Annotated in this window: 18 protein-coding genes and 1 pseudogene; 16 read left to right on the forward strand and 3 right to left on the reverse strand. The window is 61.2% G+C overall.

Going from position 1 to position 21,289, the window contains the following annotated elements:
• Nucleotides 1-163 precede the first annotated feature (163 nt).
• The 8 genes from OGI63_RS01745 (at nt 164) to OGI63_RS01780 (ending at nt 5,850) form a co-directional block, all read left to right on the forward strand.
• Nucleotides 164-988 (forward strand): P-loop NTPase, encoded by an 825-nt coding sequence (locus OGI63_RS01745; RefSeq protein ID WP_011742671.1) that lies wholly within the window; start codon nt 164-166, stop codon nt 986-988.
• Entirely contained in the window at nt 969-1,961 is a 993-nt protein-coding gene (locus OGI63_RS01750; protein WP_011742672.1) for a CpaF family protein, read from the forward strand. The genes OGI63_RS01745 and OGI63_RS01750 overlap by 20 nt, the downstream gene beginning before the upstream one ends.
• The gene (locus OGI63_RS01755; protein WP_003807479.1) at nt 1,949-2,731 is read left to right on the forward strand and encodes a type II secretion system F family protein; all 783 of its coding nucleotides are present in this window, start codon (nt 1,949-1,951) and stop codon (nt 2,729-2,731) included. Before OGI63_RS01750 ends, OGI63_RS01755 begins: the two co-directional genes overlap by 13 nt.
• 131 nt (nt 2,732-2,862) lie before the next feature.
• Entirely contained in the window at nt 2,863-3,243 is a 381-nt protein-coding gene (locus OGI63_RS01760) for a type II secretion system F family protein (RefSeq protein ID WP_249746964.1), read from the forward strand.
• A 311-nt stretch (nt 3,244-3,554) separates the two neighbouring features.
• Nucleotides 3,555-3,797 carry a DUF4244 domain-containing protein gene (locus OGI63_RS01765; protein ID WP_368099832.1) on the forward strand — a complete coding sequence of 81 codons (243 nt, stop codon included), beginning with the start codon at nt 3,555-3,557 and terminating at the stop codon, nt 3,795-3,797.
• A 2-nt stretch (nt 3,798-3,799) separates the two neighbouring features.
• Nucleotides 3,800-4,165 (forward strand): TadE family type IV pilus minor pilin, encoded by a 366-nt coding sequence (locus OGI63_RS01770; protein ID WP_003807487.1) that lies wholly within the window; start codon nt 3,800-3,802, stop codon nt 4,163-4,165.
• A 79-nt stretch (nt 4,166-4,244) separates the two neighbouring features.
• Entirely contained in the window at nt 4,245-4,637 is a 393-nt protein-coding gene (locus OGI63_RS01775) for an Rv3654c family TadE-like protein (protein WP_227561380.1), read from the forward strand.
• 97 nt (nt 4,638-4,734) lie between these two features.
• On the forward strand, nt 4,735-5,850 hold the full coding sequence (locus OGI63_RS01780; RefSeq protein WP_041777466.1) for a diacylglycerol/lipid kinase family protein: 1,116 nt from the start codon (nt 4,735-4,737) through the stop codon (nt 5,848-5,850).
• A gap of 103 nt (nt 5,851-5,953) precedes the next feature.
• On the opposite strand, the gene OGI63_RS01785 is transcribed toward OGI63_RS01780, so the two are convergent.
• Entirely contained in the window at nt 5,954-6,550 is a 597-nt protein-coding gene (locus tag OGI63_RS01785; RefSeq protein WP_033499555.1) for a TetR/AcrR family transcriptional regulator, read from the reverse strand.
• A 265-nt stretch (nt 6,551-6,815) separates the two neighbouring features.
• Here OGI63_RS01785 and dnaX point away from each other — a divergent pair, with 265 nt between their 5' ends.
• From dnaX to OGI63_RS01805, 4 genes are all read left to right on the forward strand, one after another.
• A complete protein-coding gene (gene dnaX, locus OGI63_RS01790; RefSeq protein ID WP_011742675.1) occupies nt 6,816-9,260 on the forward strand; it encodes a DNA polymerase III subunit gamma/tau in 2,445 nt (814 codons plus the stop codon).
• Nucleotides 9,261-9,376: 116 nt separating this feature from the next.
• The gene (gene recR, locus OGI63_RS01795; RefSeq protein WP_011742676.1) at nt 9,377-9,979 is read left to right on the forward strand and encodes a recombination mediator RecR; all 603 of its coding nucleotides are present in this window, start codon (nt 9,377-9,379) and stop codon (nt 9,977-9,979) included.
• A 119-nt stretch (nt 9,980-10,098) separates the two neighbouring features.
• Nucleotides 10,099-10,860: an aspartate kinase gene (locus tag OGI63_RS01800; protein WP_003807502.1), complete on the forward strand. Its 762-nt coding sequence runs from the start codon at nt 10,099-10,101 to the stop codon at nt 10,858-10,860.
• A 92-nt stretch (nt 10,861-10,952) separates the two neighbouring features.
• Nucleotides 10,953-11,519, forward strand: a complete 567-nt coding sequence (locus OGI63_RS01805; protein ID WP_041777211.1) for an ACT domain-containing protein — start codon at nt 10,953-10,955, stop codon at nt 11,517-11,519.
• Between the two features lie 215 nt (nt 11,520-11,734).
• Here OGI63_RS01805 and asd read toward each other — a convergent pair whose 3' ends face one another.
• Nucleotides 11,735-12,829: an aspartate-semialdehyde dehydrogenase gene (gene asd / locus OGI63_RS01810; protein WP_011742678.1), complete on the reverse strand. Its 1,095-nt coding sequence runs from the start codon at nt 12,827-12,829 to the stop codon at nt 11,735-11,737.
• Between the two features lie 197 nt (nt 12,830-13,026).
• Between asd and OGI63_RS01815 the strand changes: the two genes are divergently transcribed.
• Nucleotides 13,027-13,659 (forward strand): DUF5701 family protein, encoded by a 633-nt coding sequence (locus tag OGI63_RS01815; protein WP_035010307.1) that lies wholly within the window; start codon nt 13,027-13,029, stop codon nt 13,657-13,659.
• A 68-nt stretch (nt 13,660-13,727) separates the two neighbouring features.
• Nucleotides 13,728-16,271, forward strand: a complete 2,544-nt coding sequence (locus OGI63_RS01820; protein WP_011742680.1) for a PASTA domain-containing protein — start codon at nt 13,728-13,730, stop codon at nt 16,269-16,271.
• A gap of 76 nt (nt 16,272-16,347) precedes the next feature.
• Here the strand turns inward: OGI63_RS01820 and OGI63_RS01825 are convergent, their stop codons facing one another.
• Nucleotides 16,348-17,874 carry a metallophosphatase gene (locus tag OGI63_RS01825; protein WP_172458541.1) on the reverse strand — a complete coding sequence of 509 codons (1,527 nt, stop codon included), beginning with the start codon at nt 17,872-17,874 and terminating at the stop codon, nt 16,348-16,350.
• Nucleotides 17,875-18,072: 198 nt separating this feature from the next.
• Here OGI63_RS01825 and leuA point away from each other — a divergent pair, with 198 nt between their 5' ends.
• Nucleotides 18,073-19,983, forward strand: a complete 1,911-nt coding sequence (gene leuA / locus OGI63_RS01830; protein ID WP_011742682.1) for a 2-isopropylmalate synthase — start codon at nt 18,073-18,075, stop codon at nt 19,981-19,983.
• A gap of 258 nt (nt 19,984-20,241) precedes the next feature.
• Nucleotides 20,242-21,289 (forward strand): annotated as a pseudogene (locus OGI63_RS01835) (alpha-arabinofuranosidase); the annotation flags it as partial.

A 21,289-nucleotide genomic window follows, 5' to 3' on the forward strand; every position in this document is an offset into this window, starting at 1 on the left:
GAAAATCCGGTCGCAGCCAGCGGCCAGAGTGCGGCAGCCGACTCGATCCCAGCAAACCGTTCGGCGGGAAACGGTCTCGCCGCAACGGTTCTATACGCCGCAGAACGCCGTGGACGCGCGAACGTCGGCACGATGGGCCGGGCCTGCCGTGGCGGGCGGTTTCATGGGTTCGCCGTTGGAATCGTCGTCCACACGGCTGAAACCCGTTGAAGCGCAACCGGAACCTGCTCCACGCAACGTCGTGGTGGTCGGATCCGCCGTCGCCGGAGTCGGTGCCAGCACGTTGGCGGCGCTGCTGGCCCGCGAACTGACGGAACGTGGATGCAAAAGCGTGCTGGTAGACGCAGATCTCAACGGTGGCGGTCTTGACGTGCTGCTCGGTGTGGAAGACGAAGACGGTTCACGCTTCGGAGACATCAGCGCCCCGCTCGGCAAAGTGGACGGCAAAGCGCTGCTGCGAGAACTGCCCGTGTGGGATGGCGTGCCGCTGCTGGCCTGCAATCCCTGGCGAAGCGAAAACCCGCAATCCTGGGAGATCCAGGCATGCATCCGCGCGCTCGCGCAGGTGAAGGACGCGGTGATCGTGGACGCCGGGCAATGGCGTGGACTCGATGACATTCCGGAACTGGCCCAGGCCACACACATCACCGTGGTCGAAATGACGGTGCTCGGACTGGCCCGAGCCAAAGTGGCCATGCAATCGCGTGGAACGGCGGAACGGCAGAAACATGGCCATATCGTCGGCGTTGAACCGCGCGGCGTGGCACGTGGACGTGGCGTGACCACGCTGGAAGAGACGGAAAACTATCTTGGCCATTCCCTCGCGGCGGTTGTCAAACCGGACGCCAAGCTGTGCGGCGAACTGCTGGACGGCCTGGGCCTGCGCAGGCCGAACCGCCAAACCGTCAAAGCCTTGGCCGCGCTCACGGATGAACTGCAGGAATCGTTGGAAGGCAAGCGGGTGAAGCATGGAACTCGGACCCCTTAGCGCCATCGCCTCGCAGCCGGGCGTCACGGACATCGCGGTGACCTGCGACGGCACGGTTTGGGCGGATTGCGGCCAAGGCATGCAGGAAGTATGTCTGCTGCGCCGATGCTTTCCGTCAGCGCAGTCGATTCGTGAATTCGCAGCGCGATTATGCTCGCAACTTGGCCGACGGCTTGATGACGCCTGCCCGATCGCCGACGCCTCCACCGTGGACGGTCTGCGCGTGCACGCCGTCATCGCACCACTGGTGCCGCAGGGCGCGGCCATCAGCATACGATTGCCCGATGCGGTCTCGCCCAATCTGGAATCGTTGGCGCGCAACGGCATGTTTCCAGCCGAATGGCTGCCCCTGCTGGCCGGACTGGTGTCCCGCAAGGCAAGCGTGCTGGTGACAGGCGGCACCGGTGCCGGCAAAACCACGATGCTCAAAGCCATGCTGATGCGATGCCCGCCGAACGAGCGCATCGTCACCGTCGAGGAAGTGCGCGAATTGGGCATGATCCAACATGCCAACCACGTGTCTCTGGTCACACGCGAAGCCAACACGGAAGGTGCCGGCGGCATAGGCCTTTCCGAACTGATCTGCGCGACGCTGCGCATGAGACCGGACCGCGTGGTGGTCGGCGAATGCCGTGGCGGTGAAGTCGTGGATCTGCTCAGAGCCTTGAATTCCGGGCATCGAGGCGGCATGACCACATTGCACGCCAATCAAGTGGAGGCGGTTCCGGCGCGATTGGTCTCATTGGGTTTGCTGGCCGGATTGGAGCCACGCGCCACGGCGGCGCTCGCCGAGGATGCGTTCGACGTGGTGCTTCATGTGGAACGTATCGCCGGCAGACGGCGCATTGCGCAGGTCGGCAGATTGGAAGCGGTGGAAGGGCGATTGCATGGGCGTCTGCTGGCCGCCTGGGATGGCCGTACGGTCCGTGCCGGCCAACGTTGGGATGGATTCATGAGCCGATGGAGCGCATGATGCGTGATGCGTGTGGTTGGGAATATTGCGCCGCATGGCTGGCGTCGATGGCCGTCTGGCTGTGGCTGAATCGGAACGTGGAATGGGCGGGATTGCGGCGATTACAGCGTGTGCTGGTTCGCTTCGGGCTTCGTTCGGCTGACGATAGCGGCGGGGCCGATGGAGATGGAACTTGTGATGATGAATCCGACGGGCATGGCAGAACAGTCCGGAACGATGGGGAAAACCGGGATGCATCGCCACGGATGCCGACCATCGGCGCTGCCGCATGCGTGGCCGCGCTGCGGGCGTCCGTACGCAGCGGAGCCACCTTGGTCCAAGCGTTCGAGGAATTACAGGGCGCTCCTTTCGCAGTGCCTGAACTGACCCGTTTCCGTATTGACATGGCCGTACGAAGCCGCTGCTCGCTTCAGGAACAACACAAGCATGTGGATCAGCTTGGTGCGGAACTTCATGCGGCCTGCACGTTGAGTCTGCAGTTGGGCTGCGAGATGAGCCGATGCCTGGAGGCCGTCGCGGCGTCGTTGAAGCGGCGACGGCTGCTCGACGACTTGCGTGCCAACGCTTTTGCCATGCCGCAGGCCACGGTGAAGCTGCTGATGGCATTGCCGTTGCTGACGGTGATGCTAGGGGAATGCATGGGAGCCCATCCCTTGCGATTCCTTGTGGAAGACGTGAAAGGATGGATGTGCCTCGGCTTCGCCGGCTGCTGTTATGCCGTCGGCTGGTATTGGATTCGCAGGCTGATGCGGCAGGAGCATGTGCGATGAGCTTGGCATGGCCGATGCTGGCAGCGGTGGGCGCCGCTGGCGCGACATGGCTGTATGAATGGTCGCCAGCCAGAAATCCGCCCGATTCCGACGTGCGGTCATGCAATCTGCCATTGCCCTTGATATTGGAAATGTTGAGCGTGGCGATACGTCAAGGAGCGTCCATTCCACGCGCGCTGATTACGGTCGGAAACATTGTGGAAGGCGAGTTCGGCGGTGGATTGCGCTCGGCTGGAGAACGGCTGAATAGTGGCATGCCATGGAATGAGGCATGGCCTGACGATGATGATTGCGCCGTGGTCCGTGACGCGTTCTCCTCATCATGGTCGAGCGGCTCCTCGCCGGTGAATCGGTTGGCAACCGCAATCGAGCAGCTGGATTGGGATGAACGGTCGCGGATTGAACAGTCGGCGGCGAAACTGTCGATTCGGTTGTTGCTACCGACCGGCCTGTGCATGCTGCCGGCCTTTGTCGCCATTGGCGTGATTCCGGCGGTGATGTCGTTTCTGTAGCGGCCGATTCGCCATGGGGTAGTGCGGGTTGGTGCGAATTGGCTCAAATTTGCTCGAATCGGACCGCGGTCGGAATGACGGATGATGCGCGGTCCGTTCCGTCATGCCCTAATCGCTTGTGGATAAGTGTGGATGACACGCCGAGGGTGTGGATAACCCACGTTCTTCGACCACAACCCACGAAAACCATGCCATCGCCGATGCCAATACCTGACACTGAGCGTACCCGGTCAATCGGCCGGGATTAGCCGAATGAAAGGAGCGTCATGAACGACGCAATGTCAATCAATGTCGATGGTTCGCCGGGTCTGATGGGTCGCGTCGGCCAGAAGTTATGCGCGGCCAAGGAACGTGCCAATAAGGCGGTCTGCCTATTGGACGCGCGCATGCGCCTGCTGACCGCCGAGCCGGAGAAGGGCGCGGTCACCGCCGAATACGCGGTGGTGCTGGTGGCGGCCACGGCATTCGCCGCGGTTCTGATCGCCATCGTGAAATCGGATGTCGTGAAAACGCTGCTGACCGGCCTCATCAAGAAAGCGTTGAGCGTGGGGTAACCATGCTTGCGCGATGGTGGAGACGCCATGCCCGTGACGCCGATTGCGGAACCGTCACCGCCGAATTCGCGGTGGTGCTTCCCTGCGTGGCCGCGGTGGCGATTCTGGTGCTGTGTTTGGGGCGTGCCTCCATAGTGTCCATGAACTGTCAGGACGCTGCGGCCGCCGGTGCGAGGGCCATGGCGATTGACGCCGGCGGCGAAGCGAAAGCCCGCGCCGCGGCGCAAACCATTGCCGGTGGCGGTTCCACGGTGTCGTTCGCCGCCAATGCGAACAGCGTCACCGTTGTGGTGCGTTGCCCGGTTGCGGCGGATCCGACCGGCGTGCTGCCCGCCAGCGTCGTGGGCAAGGCAACTCGGTATTTCTGATTGCGATGTTCATGACAGCGTGCTGTCCGTAACGGTTTTTGAAAGGCTTCCAATGCGCGGCAAGAAAGGAACGACTTCCGTGAAACATGACGTGAAACAGTATGTGCGACGAGTGTTGCATGTGCTGAAAGGCGCGGACGAAGGTTCCGGAACCATATCGGGAGTCGCGCTGATCGCAATCGTCGCGGCCATGCTCGGTGCGGTCGCCATGGCAGGCAATCTGCTGCTGTGCGTGCATCGCGCGCAGAATACGGCCGACCTGGCGTCGGTGGCCGCCGCGCAGTCGCTGCGTGACGGTGCCGCCGACCCGTGCGCGGCCGCATCGCGTACAACGTCGGGCAATGGAACCCGGCTCGAATCCTGTGCCATTGAAGGCGAGGATGCGGTGGTCGCCGTGCAGGCGGCCACGCAGGTACCGTTCGCACCGTGGGTCGTCCGGCAGTCACGTGCGGGGCCTATTGCCTGTGATTAGGAGATTGCCGGACAGTCGTTGCATGACGACACGGAATGTTCAGCTGAAGGTAATGGGCAATCTGGCGCTTGACGTGAAACATGGTTATCGTACAAGTATGAGCAAGACGTCACATGCGAATACGACCGTTGCCGTGGTCTGCAATCCGACATCGAACAAAGGCAAGGGCGCCCAAGTGGGCGGTCATGTCATTGATCTGCTGCGCGGAGCCGGACGCAAGCACGGCTTCGACGTAATCGATGTGACCGGCACAAGCTTCGACGATTCCCTGGCCAACGCCCGCCGCCGCGGCGACGAATACGATTATCTGGTCGCGGTCGGAGGCGACGGCATGGTCGCGTTAGGCGCCAACGCAGTCGGCTGCTCCGGCAAACCACTCGGCATCGTGGCCATCGGCTCCGGCAATGATTTCGCACGCGGACTGGATTTGCCGGTCAATCGCGTCGAAACCGCCGTTGAAGGCATTGTCGGTGCGATTGTGCGCGGCACGCATATCGACGTGGACATGGGCTTGGTGACTTCGTTGCCTGACGGTCATGCCATCGATTCGACCGACGGAACCGATGTTTCACAGTCGCGCTCGCCGATCGACCGCTATTATGCGGGCATGCTGTCGTGCGGTTTGGACGCAAGCATCAACGACCGCGCCAATCATTCGCATCTGCCGAATGGCTCGCTGCGGTATTTCGCCGCGGTCATCGTGGAGCTGACACACATGAAAAGCTACGGATACCACATCAAGGCCACGCTGGCCGACGGTTCGGTGGAGGAGCGGGATATCATCTCGCCACTGCTCACCGTGGCCAATTCCCGCCATATCGGCGGCGGCATCGAGGTGTCCCCGTATTCACGGTTCGCGGACGGACTGCTTGATCTGGTGTGGCTTGACCATGTGCCGAATTTCCGGGAGTGCGTGGACGCGGTGGCACGCGCCTACCACGGCCGACTGCTGGGCAGCCATGCTTTCGGATGGAAGCGGGTGCGCGACATTGAAATCACCCGCGCCACCGAAGGGGATGAGCCTTCGGTGTTGATGGCCGATGGCGAATACGTGGGCCATTTGCCGGTGAAGGTCTTAGCCAAGGACAGTGCGCTGCGTGTGCTGGTGCCGCCGGCCGTGGCGGAAGCGCAGGCGGCCGACAGCGAGGAACGGGTGTTGGAAACCATCAAACGTGACGGTCGCGACCCTCTTACCGGTAGATTCCTCGCCTGACGTCGTTTTCCGTCAGCCAGCCGGTGCCGCTCGATGCCCCTCCGGACGTTGAACGGCCGTTATATGTTGCTTGCCGGCGGAAATGACGCGTGTGGGAGCACCGTCACAGATATTCGTCCAAATGCAGCGTCTGTGCCGCCACCTGCCTGACAATGTCATCGTCAATGTCAGGATGCAGTCTGATCAGCGAGATCAAGCCGACGATCAGCGTGTAGAAGGTCTCATGCTCGTTGCGGATCGGCATGCCGTGCTTTTCCTCGAATTCACGTACCGTGGAACCGCACAGGTATTCGGAAATGCGGTCCGCGGCCCGGTCGATGAACCTCAGATACAGTGCAGCGTTGCCATCCTCGATGAGACGTTGGCTGAACGGGCCTTCATCGGCGATGAGCGAACGGGTCAGCCGCACCACATCGTCAAGCGCCTTCGAGATGTTGCCGGCCTCGCGATGCTCGTTCCACTCTTCCAGGCGGGCGATGACTTCGCTGATGACATCGTCGAGCACGGCATCCGCAACCTGGTCTTTGTCTTGGAAATAGTGGTAGAAAAGCGATCTGGTCATGCCGACCCGTTCGGCGATATCGCTGATCGTGATCTTCGAAAACCCTTTTTCCAAGCAGATCTCACGTGCCGCCTGCACGATCTGCAAGCGACGCGCGTCTCCAATGGTGCTGGTGGACGCTTCCGGTTTCCCGGTCATGGCTCTCTCCTCCCAATCGCGTGGCAACGCCTTGTGCGGCATGGTGGTGACGCACGGGTTTTAGGCGCGCAACAGTCAGCGTTCGTGACCGACGGTACGCCGATCACACGGTTCATGTCTGATTTCCAGAGTACCGGCTGCGCCGGTTGTAGATCAGACAGACACGCGATGGACTTGCGGAGATGGTCGGCCTCGGCGCTTCCCGATTGGCGAACGTGTCGTAATTCATCGATACTCTAGAACACTACGGCGGAAGGAATTTGCGATGGCACTGGCACTGTATAGAAGGTATCGTCCCGACACGTTCGATGGCGTGATCGGACAGGATCAGGTCACGGTTCCGCTGATGCGTGCGCTTGACGAGAACAAGCTCACGCACGCCTATCTGTTCTCCGGACCGCGCGGCTGCGGTAAAACGAGTTCCGCGCGTATTCTGGCCCGTTGCGTCAACTGCGCCAAAGGTCCGACCTCGCATCCGTGCGGTGAATGCGCCAGCTGCCGTGACCTTGCCACCGGCGGCCCCGGCTCCATCGACGTGGTGGAAATCGACGCCGCCTCCCATAACGGTGTGGACGATGCCCGTGAACTGCGTGAACGTGCCGGATTCGCCCCGGCCCGCGATCGCTATAAAATCTTCATCCTCGACGAGGCCCACATGGTCACGCCGCAGGGCTTCAACGCGCTCCTGAAAATCGTGGAGGAGCCGCCGGAGCATGTCATGTTCATCTTCGCCACCACCGAACCGGACAAGGTGATCGGCACCATTCGCTCCCGCACCCACCACTATCCGTTCCGTCTGGTGCCACAGGAGGTCATGGGCCCGTATCTTGAGCAGATCTGCGCCGACGAGCATATCGAGGCCGAAGCGGGTGTGCTGCGCTTGGCCATGCGTGCCGGCGGCGGATCCGTACGTGACACGCTGTCCGTGCTCGACCAGCTGATGGTCGGTGCCGTCGACGGCAAGATTCCTTACGATTCCGCGGTCGCGCTGCTTGGTTTCACGCCGGACGCGCTTATCGGCGAGGCAATCGACGCCGTCGCCGACAAGAACGGCGAGGCGCTGTATGGCGTCATTCAAAAGGTCGTGGTCGGCGGATTCGACCCCCGACGTTTCGTTGAGGACCTACTGGCACGCGTGCGCGACCTGCTGGTGCTCACCTTGGGCGGTGAGCGTGCGGAAAGCGTGCTGTCTGACGACACCGCGACCGAGAACATGGACGATCTGCATCGCCAGGCGGCTTCGTTGGGATTGGCCGCGCTTACGCAGATGGCGGATACGATCAACGCCACGCTGGCCAACATGACCGGTGCGATTTCGCCGCGCATGCGCCTGGAACTGCTCGCCGCCCGCCTTCTTGCCGGTCGTGAGACAGGCGTGGTCGCGCAAGCCGCCGCACCATCGTCCGGCATGCCGGAAGCTGGACATGCGGGCGGTGCCGCAGCGTCTGAATCGCAGCGTCCGTCCGGTTCCCGTAGGTACGCCGCGCAATCGGCACGTGGAAGGCATGCCGTGGAACCGTCCGCGGCTCCCACGAATCCAGCCGATGCCGTCGTTTCCGGAGCGGCCTCCGTATTGGCGGAAGTCCAGCAGGCGATGGGTGGACCTCTGTCGGAAGGCAGCGAGCCGGCCGCTTCAGCCGAGTCCAAGCCGGTTGAAACGCAGTCTGCGCCATCCAAACTATCCAATGCCGAACCATCCGCTCCCACCCAGTCCGTGACTCAGTCCGCGCCCCAGCCTGCGGCAACGGACGATCGCACTCCCGACCAGAAGTGGGACGCGATCGTTGCCGGCCTGCCTGAGGATGTCCGTCGCTACGTGGACCGCGAGAAAGTGCCCCGCGTGCTGCTGGACGGGGTCAAAGGCCGACTGTGGATTAAATTCGACAAGTCGTTGAGCAAATACGCGTTCGCCAAGGCCGTGGCCAAGGAAGCGGTCGACGGCACCACCAATGTGGTGCAGATCGTGCGCGGCGAAGTGCATAAGGTGTTCGGCCCTGATGTCACTCTCGCGCCGGCCAAGAAGCTTGCCGACGGTTCCACCGCGGTGCCGTGGAGCAAGCTCAGCCCGGAAGAGCAGAGCAAGATCAACGCGCAGCTGGTGCAGGAACAGCTGAAGGCCGCCACATTGCTGACCGCGAACCTCGGCAAGGAGGTTGCCAAGGAGCCGGAAGACGACGATCCGTGGAACACCCCAATTCCGCAGACGCCCATCGCCGAAGGCAACGCCAACGACGTACAGCCGCCGGAACACCACGTAAAACATGTGGACGTGCCGGATGTGAGCGATGACGTCGATCCGTGGGCCACGCCACTGCCCACGCCGCAGACGGACGATCGGGAGCAAGGCCAACCGAATGGGCCGGAGCAGCCGCGGCAAAACCAGCCGGAACAGCACAGCGAACGACATAGCGCACGGCAAAGCGCCCGCGAAATGCAATCGCAACAGGCCCAGCAGCCGGCGTCATCGCCGGCAGGATTCGCGGATGACCCATGGGGAGCCCCCATGCCGGTGCAGGCGGGACCGCCGGAGCCTGAAGTCGCCCCGGAAGACGACGAATACTCCATGAGCGACGAATCGATCGGCGCATCGAACGCTTTGGACATGAACGACCTGAACAGGGTGTTCGAAGTGAAGAAAGTCGAGGAATTCAGCTCGGACGATCCGCATAATCCGCGCAACATGCAGGTGAAGAAAACACTTGACGACTGACACCGGCCACCGCACGTCGCATGTCGCTTATCGTACGGCGAGTACCGGGCGCTGGCCATCAGACGTCAGTTGTCCGGAACGTGGCTGCGGCAACCAGTCAACGAAAGGTATGAACCATGGCTTTGGCCTATGACGGCGCCATCCAACGACTCATCGACGCGTTCGCCAACCTGCCCGGCATCGGGCCGAAAGGCGCGCAACGCATCGCCTTCTACCTGCTCAACGCGCCCGATGAGGAATCGCAGGCACTGATCGACGCCATCACGGAAGTCAAGGAAAAAGTACGGTTCTGCGATATCTGCGGCAACGTGTGCGAAACCAGCCCATGCCCGGTATGCGCCGACCCACGCCGCGACCACAGCGTGATCTGCGTGGTCGAAGAGCCGAAGGACGTGATGAGCATCGAACGCACCCGCGAATACCGAGGCATGTACCATGTGCTGGGCGGCGTCATCAACCCGATGGCCAACGTGCAGCCAAGCGACCTCAACATCGCCAAACTCATCGAACGGCTTAAGGACAGCGAAGTCAAGGAGGTGATCCTCGCGCTCAACCCGAACGTGGAAGGCGAGGCCACCACCAGCTTCCTTTCGCAGCTGCTGAGCCAGACCGACATCAAGGTGACGCGCCTTGCCAGCGGCCTGCCGGTGGGCGGCGACCTCGAATACGCCGACGAGATCACCCTGGGCCGTGCGCTCGCCGGCCGTCGCGCCGTCTGAACGGGTCCCGAATGTTCCGTATGTTGGGCGCGTCCGGACTTGACAAATCAGGTTTTTCCTATAATGAACTTCACTTGCCGAATCAGGCAGGTGATACGTTGAAGAAGATTGGATAAGTTGTGGCTCTCATCGTGCAGAAGTTTGGCGGCTCTTCCGTAGCCGACCCAGAATCGATTAAGCGCGTGGCCCGACGCATCATCGAAACGAAGAACGCCGGCAATGACGTGGCCGTCGTGGTCTCCGCCATGGGAGACACCACCGACGACCTGATCGATCAGGCGCTCAGCATCGATTCCAACCCGCCGGCGCGCGAGATGGACATGCTGATGACCGCAGGCGAGCGTATTTCGATGAGTTTGCTCGCTATGGCGATTCATGCGGCCGGTTCTCATGCATACTCGTTCACCGGTTCCCAGGCTGGTTTCATGACCGACGCGCAGTTCGGCACCGCGCATATCAAGGCCGTGAAGCCCGATCGCGTGCGTCGTGCATTGGATAAGGGTTCCGTGGCGATCGTGGCCGGCTTCCAAGGCGTGAACGAAGGCGGCGACGCAACCACGCTCGGCCGTGGCGGTTCCGATACTTCCGCAGTCGCGCTCGCCGTGGCGCTGGACGCCGACATCTGCGAAATCTACACCGACGTCGATGGCGTGTTCACCGCCGATCCGCGTATCGTGCCGACCGCCCGTCGCATTCCCGTCATCGACTACGAATCGATGCTGGAAATGTCGTCCTGCGGTTCCAAGGTGCTGGCATTGCGTTGCGTGGAATACGCGCAGCGATTCGGCATGCCGTTGCACGTGCGCAGCTCCTTCTCCCACCGTCGCGGCACGCTGATCGTGCCGGAAGGCGTCGATCCGCGCACCCTGCCGAACATCTGAACGGCAGCCGGGCAGCGTAATCGCAGGCAATCGCAAATAATTGCAAGACAACGCGAAAACGAAAATAAGACTTTACAAACAAAGGTAAGAACATGAGCGAAGACAACAACCAGTCCATGGGCGACCTGTTCCCCGACCTGGGGCCGGAAGTGCCGATCATCTCCGGCGTCGCGCACGACAGCACCGAGTCGCTGGCCACCGTGCGCCGCGTGCCGAACGAGCCGGGCATGGCGGCGAAGGTGTTCACCATGCTGGCCGAGGCCGGCGTGAACGTGGACATGATCGTGCAGGCCTCCGCCTCCACCGGCACCGCCGACATCTCCTTCACCGTGCCGGGCACCGCCGCGGCCAAGGTCCAGGAAGTGCTGCAGGAGAAGCAGGGCGAGCTGGGCTTCCAGTCCTTCGACGTCGACCCGAACGTCGGCAAGGTGGCCGTGGTCGGCGTGGGCATGAAGACCCATTCCGGTCTGGCCGCGAAGTTCTTCAACGCGCTGAGCGACAAGGGCGTGAACGTGCTGATGATCTCCACGTCCGAAATCCGCATCGCCGCGCTTGTACCGCTCGAGCAGCTCAACGACGCCGTCAAGGCGCTGCACACCGCCTACGGTCTGGACGCCGACCAGGTGGAAGCCGTGGTGTACGGCGGCACCGGCCGCTGATAGTGCTGGCTTCAGTTTCCCAGTATTTTTAAAGGGCATGGTTTTGCGACCGTGCCCTTTTCGTTTGCTTTTTACGATTCACGCCGTACGTTGCATACCGTGCCAAGCAGTCCCCAAACAAGCAAAAGGCCGGCTCCGAAGAGTCGGCCTTTTGCTTGGCTATGGCTCGTTTATGCGGCTTACGGTTTAGCTACCCAAGCCGCATAAACGTCGCATCACTTCTTGGTGATGTAACCCAACGCCTTAAGCATTTCTGCGCTTTCCAGCGCGCCACCGGCGGCGCCACGCAGGGTATTGTGCGCCAATCCCACGAACTTCCAATCGAAAATGGAATCCTCACGCAGACGGCCGATGGAAACACCCATACCACCCTCGTAATCCACATCCTTGAGCACCTGCGGACGGTCATCCTCGGTCAGGTACTGGATGAAATGCTTCGGAGCGTGCGGCAGGCCAAGCTCGGCGGCCTTGCTGGTGTAGTTGACCAGACGGTCGATCAGCTCGTCCTTGGTCGGGTTCTTACCGAAGTTGATGAACACGGTGGCGGTGTGGCCGTTGAGCACGGGCACGCGGATGCACTGCGAGGTGATGCGCAGCGGACCGTCGAACGGCACAATCTCGCCCTTGGCCTCGTCCACATGGCCGAAGACCTTCAGCGGCTCCTTCTCGGACTTCGCTTCCTCGCCGGAGATGAACGGAATGATGTTGCCCACCATTTCCGGCCAATCCTTGAACGTCTTGCCCGCGCCGGAAATGGCCTGGTACGTGCTCACGATGACCTCGTGCGGCTCGAATTCCTTCCACGCGGCCAAAGCCGGAGTATAGGCCTGGATGGAGCAGTTCGGCTTGACGGCAATGAAACCGTGCGTGGTGCCCAGGCGCTTCTTCTGATGTTCGATGACCTCATAGTGCTCCGGATTGATCTCCGGCACCACCATCGGCACGTCCGGAGTCCAGCGGTGGGCGCTGTTGTTGGACACGACCGGGGTCTCGGTCTTCGCGTATTCCTCTTCGATGGCGCGGATCTCGTCCTTCGGCATGTTCACCGCGGAGAACACGAAGTCGACGTCCTTGACCACGTCCTCGACGTCGGCCACGTTCTTGACGACCATGTGCTTGACGAACTCCGGCATCGGGGTTTCCATCTTCCAGCGGCTGCCGATGGCCTCCTCGTAGGTCTTGCCGGCGCTGTGCGCGGACGCGGCAAGGGTGACCAGTTCGAACCACGGATGGTTTTCGAGCAGCGTCACGAAGCGCTGTCCGACCATGCCCGTAGCTCCGAGAATGCCAACCTTAATCTTTTCGGACATAACAACCTTTCGCTTATGCTGGAACGGTTTTCCAAGTTTTGCAAGTTTGATTTTGCTTACGCTTGAGGTCGACCAGCCGGCCCAAAACGACGTCGCGGGCGGCCACACGCGTTGTTCAATCTTACGAAAACCCGCCGTCATGTCCGCCGAGCTATCCGTATGCTGGTCGGTAAACGCGCTCGCGTACACTGGTAGACATGTCGAAGGCATCAGAAGAAGCGCAGAAGCAGCTGGATCGTATCGTGGCGTTGGGGTATCCGGATGTGGCCGATATGTCGGCAGCCGCGTTCCGCTCGCTTGCGCGCCCGCTTATCCGCGCGCTTGAGGATTGCGATGGTTCCGCCGATTTGGGTACGCAGATCCTGTTGGTGCCCACGCGCGAACTGGTGACGCCCGAATCGCTGATCGCCCGAACCTCCATCAACCGCATGGCGGGGTTCACCACCATGCCGCCGCGCGATATCGCCAGCTTCCTGCCGCAGGATGGTTTCGAACCGCCGGAAGGCCCGTTCTATCTGGTGATCGAACCGCACACCGGCACCTGCTATATCAACCGCGAGCCGGACGTGGCACGCAAGCTGATCGATTCCGACGAGCGATTGCCGTTGACTTTGGAAGAGGGGCTTGCGATCGCCACACAGCATCCGGAATGGCTGCTGGAAAAGAACGGTTTCAACCTGCTGGGCTCGCGTTCCGCTGACGGCCGCGTACCGAGTATCTGGATGAGCCAGAATGCTCCGCGATTGGGCGCGGTGTGGCCGAATTCCCGTCATACGTGGCTGGGTAACGCCTACTGCATGGCCCGTCGAGGCGTGAGCCTGTTCCGGTAGTCTTTCGGCTTACCGCGCCGGCTCCCTATAATCGATTTCAGAGAAGAAACTGAAGCAGGGGAGAAGCCATGTTCTGTACGCAATGCGGTTCGAAGAACGCTCCGGAGTCGAAGTTCTGCACGAACTGCGGCAATCCGTTGGTCTCCGTTCCGGTGCAGCCTGATGCCGGACAAGCACGGATTTCGGATGATTTTTCCGTCGATTCCACGGTGGCGGAAACCCCTGCATCGCAGCTCGCACCGCAGTCTGCGGAGCAACCCGAGGAACAGTCTGCGGCACAGCACGAGGAACGCCCTGCAGAACAGCTCGCTTCGCAGCCGGCAGACGCGATTCCGCCGGTCCCGTTGCCGGGCGGCGGCACGCTGCCCGTAGCGCAGTCCGCGACTTCGGCTGCATCGCAATCCGTTCCGTCGGTGTCGGAAACTCCTGAGCCAAAAAGCGACGGAACTGTGCGTGACGCTTCCCCGAATCGCAAGCTCATCATCGGCATTGCGGTGGCCGCGATGCTGCTGGTCGCCGCTGTGGTGGCCGGCATCGTGACATACAACATGGAGTTGTGGGGTGGCAAGTCGTTGCCGGACGTGGCGGTGGCGTCTCCCAAGGACTCGTCGAAGACTCCGGATGCGAAGGTCGTGGTCAGGCAGCTTGAAGGCAAGGGTCTCAAAGTCAAGCGCGTCAAGGAATTCTCCGGCGTGAAAAGCGGCAAGTTCCTTGGCTATCAGGGAATTCAGTCCGGTGACCGCGTAAGAGCGGGCAGTGTGGTGACAGTGCGCGAATCGGCCGGCCCTGGCGTGCCGGAAGGTACGGTCGGCAAGAAAGCTGAAAGCGTGGTGACAACGTTCTCGCAGATGGGCGTGCCGGTGCATTACAAGCAGGTGATCGTGTCGGACACCAGCAAAACCACCGAGGGAAGCGTGATCAGCACGTACCCCGCGCAAGGCCAAGGCGTGAAGGATGATAAGAAAGGCATCTACATCGGCGTGGCTACGAAAAGCGACGGCGGCCTGCCGTCGGACATCGTCGGCCAGGAAATTTCCGACGTGAAATCAAGCCTTGAATCCAAAGGCTACGACGTGAAAGTGGAGAAACGTCTCTCATCGAAACAGTACATCGGCAAGGTCTCCGGCTCCGAACCTGGGCCGGGCAGCCAGCTGAACGAAGGCCAGACCATCACCCTGTATCAGGGTGTGGATGCCAAGGGTGCCAAGCAGACGTTCATTGACCACAGCGGAACCGGTGGAGATGGGTTGCTGATGGGCACGAGTGACGTTGCTTCTGGCCAGTGGTGCAATAAGGCCGGCGACTGCATCACGCTAGGACAGGATGACAGTTATTCCAGCGGAGACATCGTTTTCCTGAAAGTGAAAGATGGTGCTGCGAACACGAAGTACAGCATGACCGGTGAGTCTTTGATTTCCTGCGATGCGGTGCAACAGCCGTATTGCAGCAGCAAGAAAGCCGACTATCTGTTGACTGGAAACTCTGGAGCATTTGAATTGTTCCCACACAAAGCGTTCGAAACGTATTGGTGTGGCGATTCCGCCTTGGGTGGGGAAGGCGATATGCGGAGTTGTGTTGCCGGAAAGGTCCATGACATTGATTCCGACTCTTCGGATGCGTCCGATTATGAGCCGGACGGCAGCGGTAAATTCCATATGATGGATTTGTTCGCGGTGTTCCCAGTCGGCTCTGATGTGGAATCAGTAGAGAAAATTGGCTATTTTGACGCGTCTGCACTCGCGGCTGCCCAAAAGCAAAAACCTGTCGATACGGACCGTCCGTTCTTGATGTATCGTGACGTGAACCAGTACAAGAACGGCGAGAAGGAATCAACCTATACAAGGGACTGGTTCGATCCATTCATGCCTTACAACGGCTACAACGGCTCCAAGGATGACACCGTCAAAATGAAGCCCGCCCCCAGCGACGAAACCGCCTACTATCTGGTGGAGGACGTCCAGCCCGACTGGGATTCCCTCGAAGACGCCAACATCAAGGGCGTGTCCGCCAAGAGTCAGAAATCTAACGGCAAAAATGCAAGCAGGAACGCAGACACCAAGAAATCTGATTCGCAATCGGATGCCGCCACTCGGTCTTTGATGAAGTCCATCGCCGGAAAGTACGGTTTCGCTTCCGGTTCCGGCGGTTGGAGCACCACTATGACGGTGGCGTCCGATGGCACGTTCAGCGGAACATATCATGATTCCGACATGGGCATTACGGGAGATGACTATCCGAACGGATCGGTCACCATTTCGAATTTCAAAGGCCGTTTCAAGGATGCCAAGAAGAACGCGGACGGCAGCTATACGATGCAATGCGACAAATCGGCGCTGAAAATCGATGGCAATATAGGAGACACGTATATCAAAAACGGTAGTAAATATACGGTTGCCGACCCCTACGGCATTGCCCCCTGCGGTGCATTCACGGTATATCCGGCGGGATACGACAGTTCGCAGCTCAGCGAAGCGATCGTCGGCTGGAGCCATGCGTGGTATGACAGCATGCCCGCCAAGCTGGAAACGCCGATTATCGTGAATGCCGAGGACACGAATCTCGGTAGCGAATCACAGCAAGACGCCTTCTTCCAATCGAAATATCTTGAGTGATATTCGATAAGGTCGCGTTGTCGGCGGTGCTGCCGCCGAGTCGCTGTCGATTATTGCGATTGCCACGAGCATCGCATTACTGCGATTTGCGCAACAGCCCCCGAACCGCGTATCCGATCGCGCCGCACGTCACCGCGCCCGCCCCTAGCAGCGTGGCGCTGACCTGCGGCCTGCGCAGCTCGTTGCGCACGCCGATCAGGTCCGTCACGCAATGGTCCTCGAAGAACACGCGTAATTCGTTGCTGGAATAACGGCCGACCAGATCGCCCCACGTCAGCATGCGCGTCACGTACGCCATCGGATTGTCTTCGCGGAATTCAAACAGCCGGATGCCGCGGAACCGCGATTTCGGGCCGTAGCATTCAAAACCACAGGTCGGCGCGTACCCCAAATCGATGTCGTGCACATGCCCGACGAACGAATTCTTGTGGTCATGCCCGCAGAACAGCGCGAAATAGCCGCCCGCCTCACGCAGCGCGTCCACTTCGCCCACGTTCACGTCGGCGCAGCCAATCGCCTCGCCCAGCCGCGAACCGGGTCGGCACACATCGCGGTCGAGCACATAGCAATGTCCTGCGAATTCGCGCGCGCCCTCCACGGCGTTCGGCGTGTAGGCGGGCACTTCGCGCAGGCAATCGTAGAATTCCTGCGGCGGAATGTGCTGGAAGGCGATCGCCGGCACCGCCTGCCCGTCGCCATTGCGCCTGCCCAACTCGCGTTGCACGCGCTTCAGCCATTCGACGGCTTCCGGCGAGGGGGTGCCGTAGCCGTCGGAGTCGGCCAAATCCCAGCCGCGCGAATTCGCCGCGTATTTCGCGTATTCGGTGACCGACTGCCGTCCGTTGCCGTCACCCGCGTCTGCCGTGTCGGCGTAATCGCCCGAATTGACCATCATCACGCTCATTGTGATGCGCCCCGAACCGTCGGACGCTTCGATCGGCAACGCGAACGTGCCCGGTTCGAGCGCCAACGGCGACGAGCCGGCGACGGGATTCATACAGCCGGCAAACTCGCGGTAAAGATCGTCCTGTTCGTCGGCGAGGATGCCGCATTGGAAATCATGGTTGCCGTACGTCGCAGCGAAGGGGATACGCGATTCCAACGCCGGCCCCAAAAACGCGGCGAACGTGTCGCGCACTTTCTGCCGTGTCTCGTCGAGCAGCGACGCCGCGGTGGCGCGATTGATGGCTTCCGCCCACGATTCCAGCTTGCTGGCAGAACCGTTGCGACCTGCGCTTTTCACCAGTTTCGGCGAATCGGTGCCGATGCCGTCGATCATCCACCGTTCGTCGGAGGGCTGCGATTTGGTCAGTGTTTTGGCGATCGGATGACGTTTGATGCCGCGGATTTTCGCTTCGATTTCGGTGACCGCGCGCACGTGCGTACCGGGCTGTTCGCCACGGCGACGTAGAAACGTATCGATATATGCCGGATCGTAGCCGCGGATCTGATCGCCGGTGAGCACGATGAGGTCGGGATGTGCCTTCCTGATAGCGCCTTCGATCAGCCGAATCGTGTCTTCGCGCACGTCCGGACCATCCTGAATATCAGCCATTTGCAGCACCCGGAACGTACCGTCGCTGTTGAATCGCAAGCTCATGATGCCCACTGTACTGCGGCAAATCTGGATATGGGGTGAAATAAGGGCGCGAAAATCGCAAACCATGCCGTCATATCGCGGAATACCGGCAAAATATGGGATTGGTTGTCGCTAGTATGGGCGGCAGTGCAGGTAGGTAACATGCACGTAACAATGTGGATTGGCAGAAGGCCGATCCGACTTTACAGATAAGGAGGAGTGATGGGTCAGGATCAATCGTCAGTGTTTGATCTCGCGGCAGTCGCCGCGGCGTCCAACGGAGGGAACAACGACCCGCTGCTGCCTCCGGCGCGTTACATTGGAGCTCCGCAAAAGCCCAGCAAGATGCCGTACAACAAGTACGTCGCATACGATAAGCAGGTGCCGTTTGATTTCCCGGAGCGTACGTGGCCGGGCAAGCGACTGCAGCGTGCACCGCGTTGGTGCTCCGTCGATCTTCGCGACGGCAACCAGGCCCTCGTCAACCCGATGGATTCCGAGCGCAAGCTGCGTTTCTGGAATCTGCTCGTGTCGATGGGCTTCAAGGAGATCGAGGTCGGCTTCCCGTCGGCTTCCGAAACCGATTATGACTTCATCCGCATGCTGATCGAGCGTGAGCTCATTCCTGACGATGTCACCATCGTCGTGCTCACCCAGGCCCGCGAGCATCTGATTCGCAAGACCTACGAGTGCCTGAAGGGCGCCAAGCGCGCCATCGTGCACTTCTACAATTCCGTGTCCGTGCTGCAGCGCGAGGTCGTGTTCCGCAAGGACAAGGCCGGCATCAAGAAGCTTGCCACCGACGCCGCGGCGCTGTGCAAGGAGCTTGAGGGCGAGGCCAAGGGCATCGACCTGTACTACGAGTATTCTCCGGAATCCTTCACCGGCACCGAGCCGGAGTACGCAGTCGAGGTGTGCAACGCGGTGATCGACGTCATCAAGCCGACGCCGGAACATCCGATGATCATCAACCTGCCGGCAACCGTGGAAATGACCACGCCGAACGTCTTCGCCGACGAGGTCGAGTATGTGTCCAACCACCTCGTACCGCGTGACGCCGTGGTGCTCTCCCTGCATCCGCACAACGATGAGGGCATGGGCGTTGCCGCCACCGAGCTGGCCGTGCTGGCCGGTGCCGACCGCGTTGAAGGCTGCCTGCTGGGCAACGGCGAGCGTACCGGCAACGTCGATTTGGTCACCCTTGGCCTGAACTTCCTGACCCAGGGCATCGATCCGCAGATCGACTACTCCAACGTTCCGGAAATCCGCAAGACCGTCGAATACTGCAACCAGATCAAGATCTCCGAGCGCCACCCGTACGCCGGCAACTTCGTGTTCACCGCGTTCTCCGGCTCCCATCAGGACGCCATCAAGAAGGGTCTTGAGGCCCGTCAGGTGGCCGCCGACCGTGCTGGCGCCGATCTGGACAGCTTCGTGTGGCTCGTGCCGTACCTGCCGATCGACCCGAAGGACATCGGCCGTTCCTACGAGGCCATCATCCGCGTGAACTCCCAGTCTGGCAAGGGCGGCATGGCCTACCTGCTCAAGACCAACCACAACCTTGATCTGCCGAAGCGTCTGCAGGTCGAGTTCGAGAAGGTCGTGCAGAACTACGCCGATGAGACCAAGAAGGAAGTCAAGGACGAGGACATCTGGCGTCTGTTCAAGGACGAGTACCTGCCGGTCGAGGAATCCGGCGCCACCGCGGCTGGTGTCGTGGTCGGAGACAGCAAGGACGAGACCCTCGAGCAGTGGGGCCGTCTGAAGCTGCTGAAGGTGTCCGTCTCCTCCGGCGAGGATGGTTCCGACACCGTGCTCAAGGCCAGGATTCTCGACCGCGGCGTGAACGTTGGTGTCGACGAGCCGGTGGAGCGTGAGGTCTCCGGCATCGGCAACGGTCCGATCGCCGCCTTCCTCAACGCCGTGAGCAACTTCGGCATCGAAGCGTCCGTCATGGATTACGTGGAGCACACCATGTCCGTCGGCACCGATGCCATGGCCGCTTCCTATGTGGAATGCCAGATCGGCGAGGAAGACAACACGAGCATCGTGTGGGGCGTCGGCATCGATACCTCTATCGTCACCAGCTCGCTGAAGGCCATCATCTCGGCCATCAACCGTTCCGAGCGCTGATTGCGCTGATTGCACGGACGCGTTGAGCAAACGCGCCGGATATGATTCGAGGGGCTTCCCAGGGTAACCGGGAAGCCCCTCGTCGTTGTCATGTGCCATGCGATGCGCCCGCTCACAAGTGCGACAAGCGCGTTCCATGATGCTTCCTCTCCGCGGATGAAGGGTGTCGCAATGCCGCCACACCAAGTTGTACAACGATGTAAAACACGGTATAGTACATCGTTGTAAAACCTGTATCTGCTTACTGAAGGATCTTCCATGTCGGCCAATTATTCCCTGCTGTGCTATACACGCGAAGCCACCGGACGCGAAGAGGCGAACAACGAGGACATCGCCTACAGCATGCATTTGGCGCTACGTTCCGGCGATGACGCCGAGTGGCAGCCGCTGAACGAAAACTATGGCATCTTCTTCGCGGCCGGTGTGCCGATCGCCGCCGCGACCGCGGAATCCCGCCACGCGTGCACGGCCGCGGCGCACTTCGCCGCCGACCGGTTCGACGCGCCTCGCCCCGCCACCGACGCCGTCGCCCATGGCGTGGTCATGCCCGGTATGGATATCACGCTGAAATCGCTGAAGAATCCGTTCCTGTTCCGCCTCGCGGACGGACGATTCGCCATCGCCGCGACCCGTACCGCCCGCGGCGGTGAGCCGGATGGTTCCGAACGGTCGGCATTCCTGCTCGCCATCAGCGATGATCTGACGGCGTTCGACCAGCGGGGGCTGGTGCTGTTGCGCACCACCGGTGGGGTCAATCACCCGTCCGTCTCTTTCGACGCCGCGGACGCGTGCTACGTCGTCTCCTGGACCGGTGACGATGGCAAGGCACGCACCGCGCGGACGGCCGATATCGTAGCCGCCGCCGGTTCGGGCAGGCCGCTTGATGTCGTGGAATCGGCGTCGTCGCAGCCGTTGCGTCAGACCGGGGATTGCGGCATTCCGAACGCCGTCGTCGGCAACAGCATCGCCATCAGTGAGCCGGAGGCCGAGCGCCTGATAGAGCGCTTCGGCCGCATCCGCAATACCGGAACGTCCGTGCCCGCCCAGCGAATCGATGCGGGCCTGCATGGTGAGGATGCCCGGAATGCGGTTCTGGCCTTGGCCGCAACCCGTGCGGAACTGTCATACAGCGACGGTTCGCAGGCCACGCGCGCAGTGGATTGGAACATGGCCCAGCTTGAGGCCATCGCCCAGGAAGCCTCCGAGGGAACGCTCAAGGCCGGCCAGACCCGTACCGTCGAAGGCGTGATCCGCCAGAGCGTCTATCCGGTGCCGTTCGCGGTGGAACGCGCCGACCCGTCGGTGT

The sequence above is a fragment of the Bifidobacterium sp. KRGSERBCFTRI genome, assembly GCF_025908335.1.

Excerpts from the sequence above, each read along its gene's own strand:
- OGI63_RS01745 (WP_011742671.1), top strand. The coding sequence starts at position 164 with ATGGGTTCGCCGTTGGAATCGTCGTCCACACGGCTGAAACCCGTTGAA.
- OGI63_RS01750 (WP_011742672.1), top strand. The coding sequence starts at position 969 with ATGGAACTCGGACCCCTTAGCGCCATCGCCTCGCAGCCGGGCGTCACG.
- OGI63_RS01755 (WP_003807479.1), top strand. The coding sequence starts at position 1,949 with ATGGAGCGCATGATGCGTGATGCGTGTGGTTGGGAATATTGCGCCGCA.
- OGI63_RS01760 (WP_249746964.1), top strand. The coding sequence starts at position 2,863 with ATGTTGAGCGTGGCGATACGTCAAGGAGCGTCCATTCCACGCGCGCTG.
- OGI63_RS01765 (WP_368099832.1), top strand. The coding sequence starts at position 3,555 with ATGGGTCGCGTCGGCCAGAAGTTATGCGCGGCCAAGGAACGTGCCAAT.
- OGI63_RS01770 (WP_003807487.1), top strand. The coding sequence starts at position 3,800 with ATGCTTGCGCGATGGTGGAGACGCCATGCCCGTGACGCCGATTGCGGA.
- OGI63_RS01780 (WP_041777466.1), top strand. The coding sequence starts at position 4,735 with ATGAGCAAGACGTCACATGCGAATACGACCGTTGCCGTGGTCTGCAAT.
- OGI63_RS01785 (WP_033499555.1), bottom strand. The coding sequence starts at position 6,550 with ATGACCGGGAAACCGGAAGCGTCCACCAGCACCATTGGAGACGCGCGT.
- dnaX (WP_011742675.1), top strand. The coding sequence starts at position 6,816 with ATGGCACTGGCACTGTATAGAAGGTATCGTCCCGACACGTTCGATGGC.
- recR (WP_011742676.1), top strand. The coding sequence starts at position 9,377 with ATGGCTTTGGCCTATGACGGCGCCATCCAACGACTCATCGACGCGTTC.
- OGI63_RS01805 (WP_041777211.1), top strand. The coding sequence starts at position 10,953 with ATGAGCGAAGACAACAACCAGTCCATGGGCGACCTGTTCCCCGACCTG.
- asd (WP_011742678.1), bottom strand. The coding sequence starts at position 12,829 with ATGTCCGAAAAGATTAAGGTTGGCATTCTCGGAGCTACGGGCATGGTC.
- OGI63_RS01815 (WP_035010307.1), top strand. The coding sequence starts at position 13,027 with ATGTCGAAGGCATCAGAAGAAGCGCAGAAGCAGCTGGATCGTATCGTG.
- OGI63_RS01820 (WP_011742680.1), top strand. The coding sequence starts at position 13,728 with ATGTTCTGTACGCAATGCGGTTCGAAGAACGCTCCGGAGTCGAAGTTC.
- leuA (WP_011742682.1), top strand. The coding sequence starts at position 18,073 with ATGGGTCAGGATCAATCGTCAGTGTTTGATCTCGCGGCAGTCGCCGCG.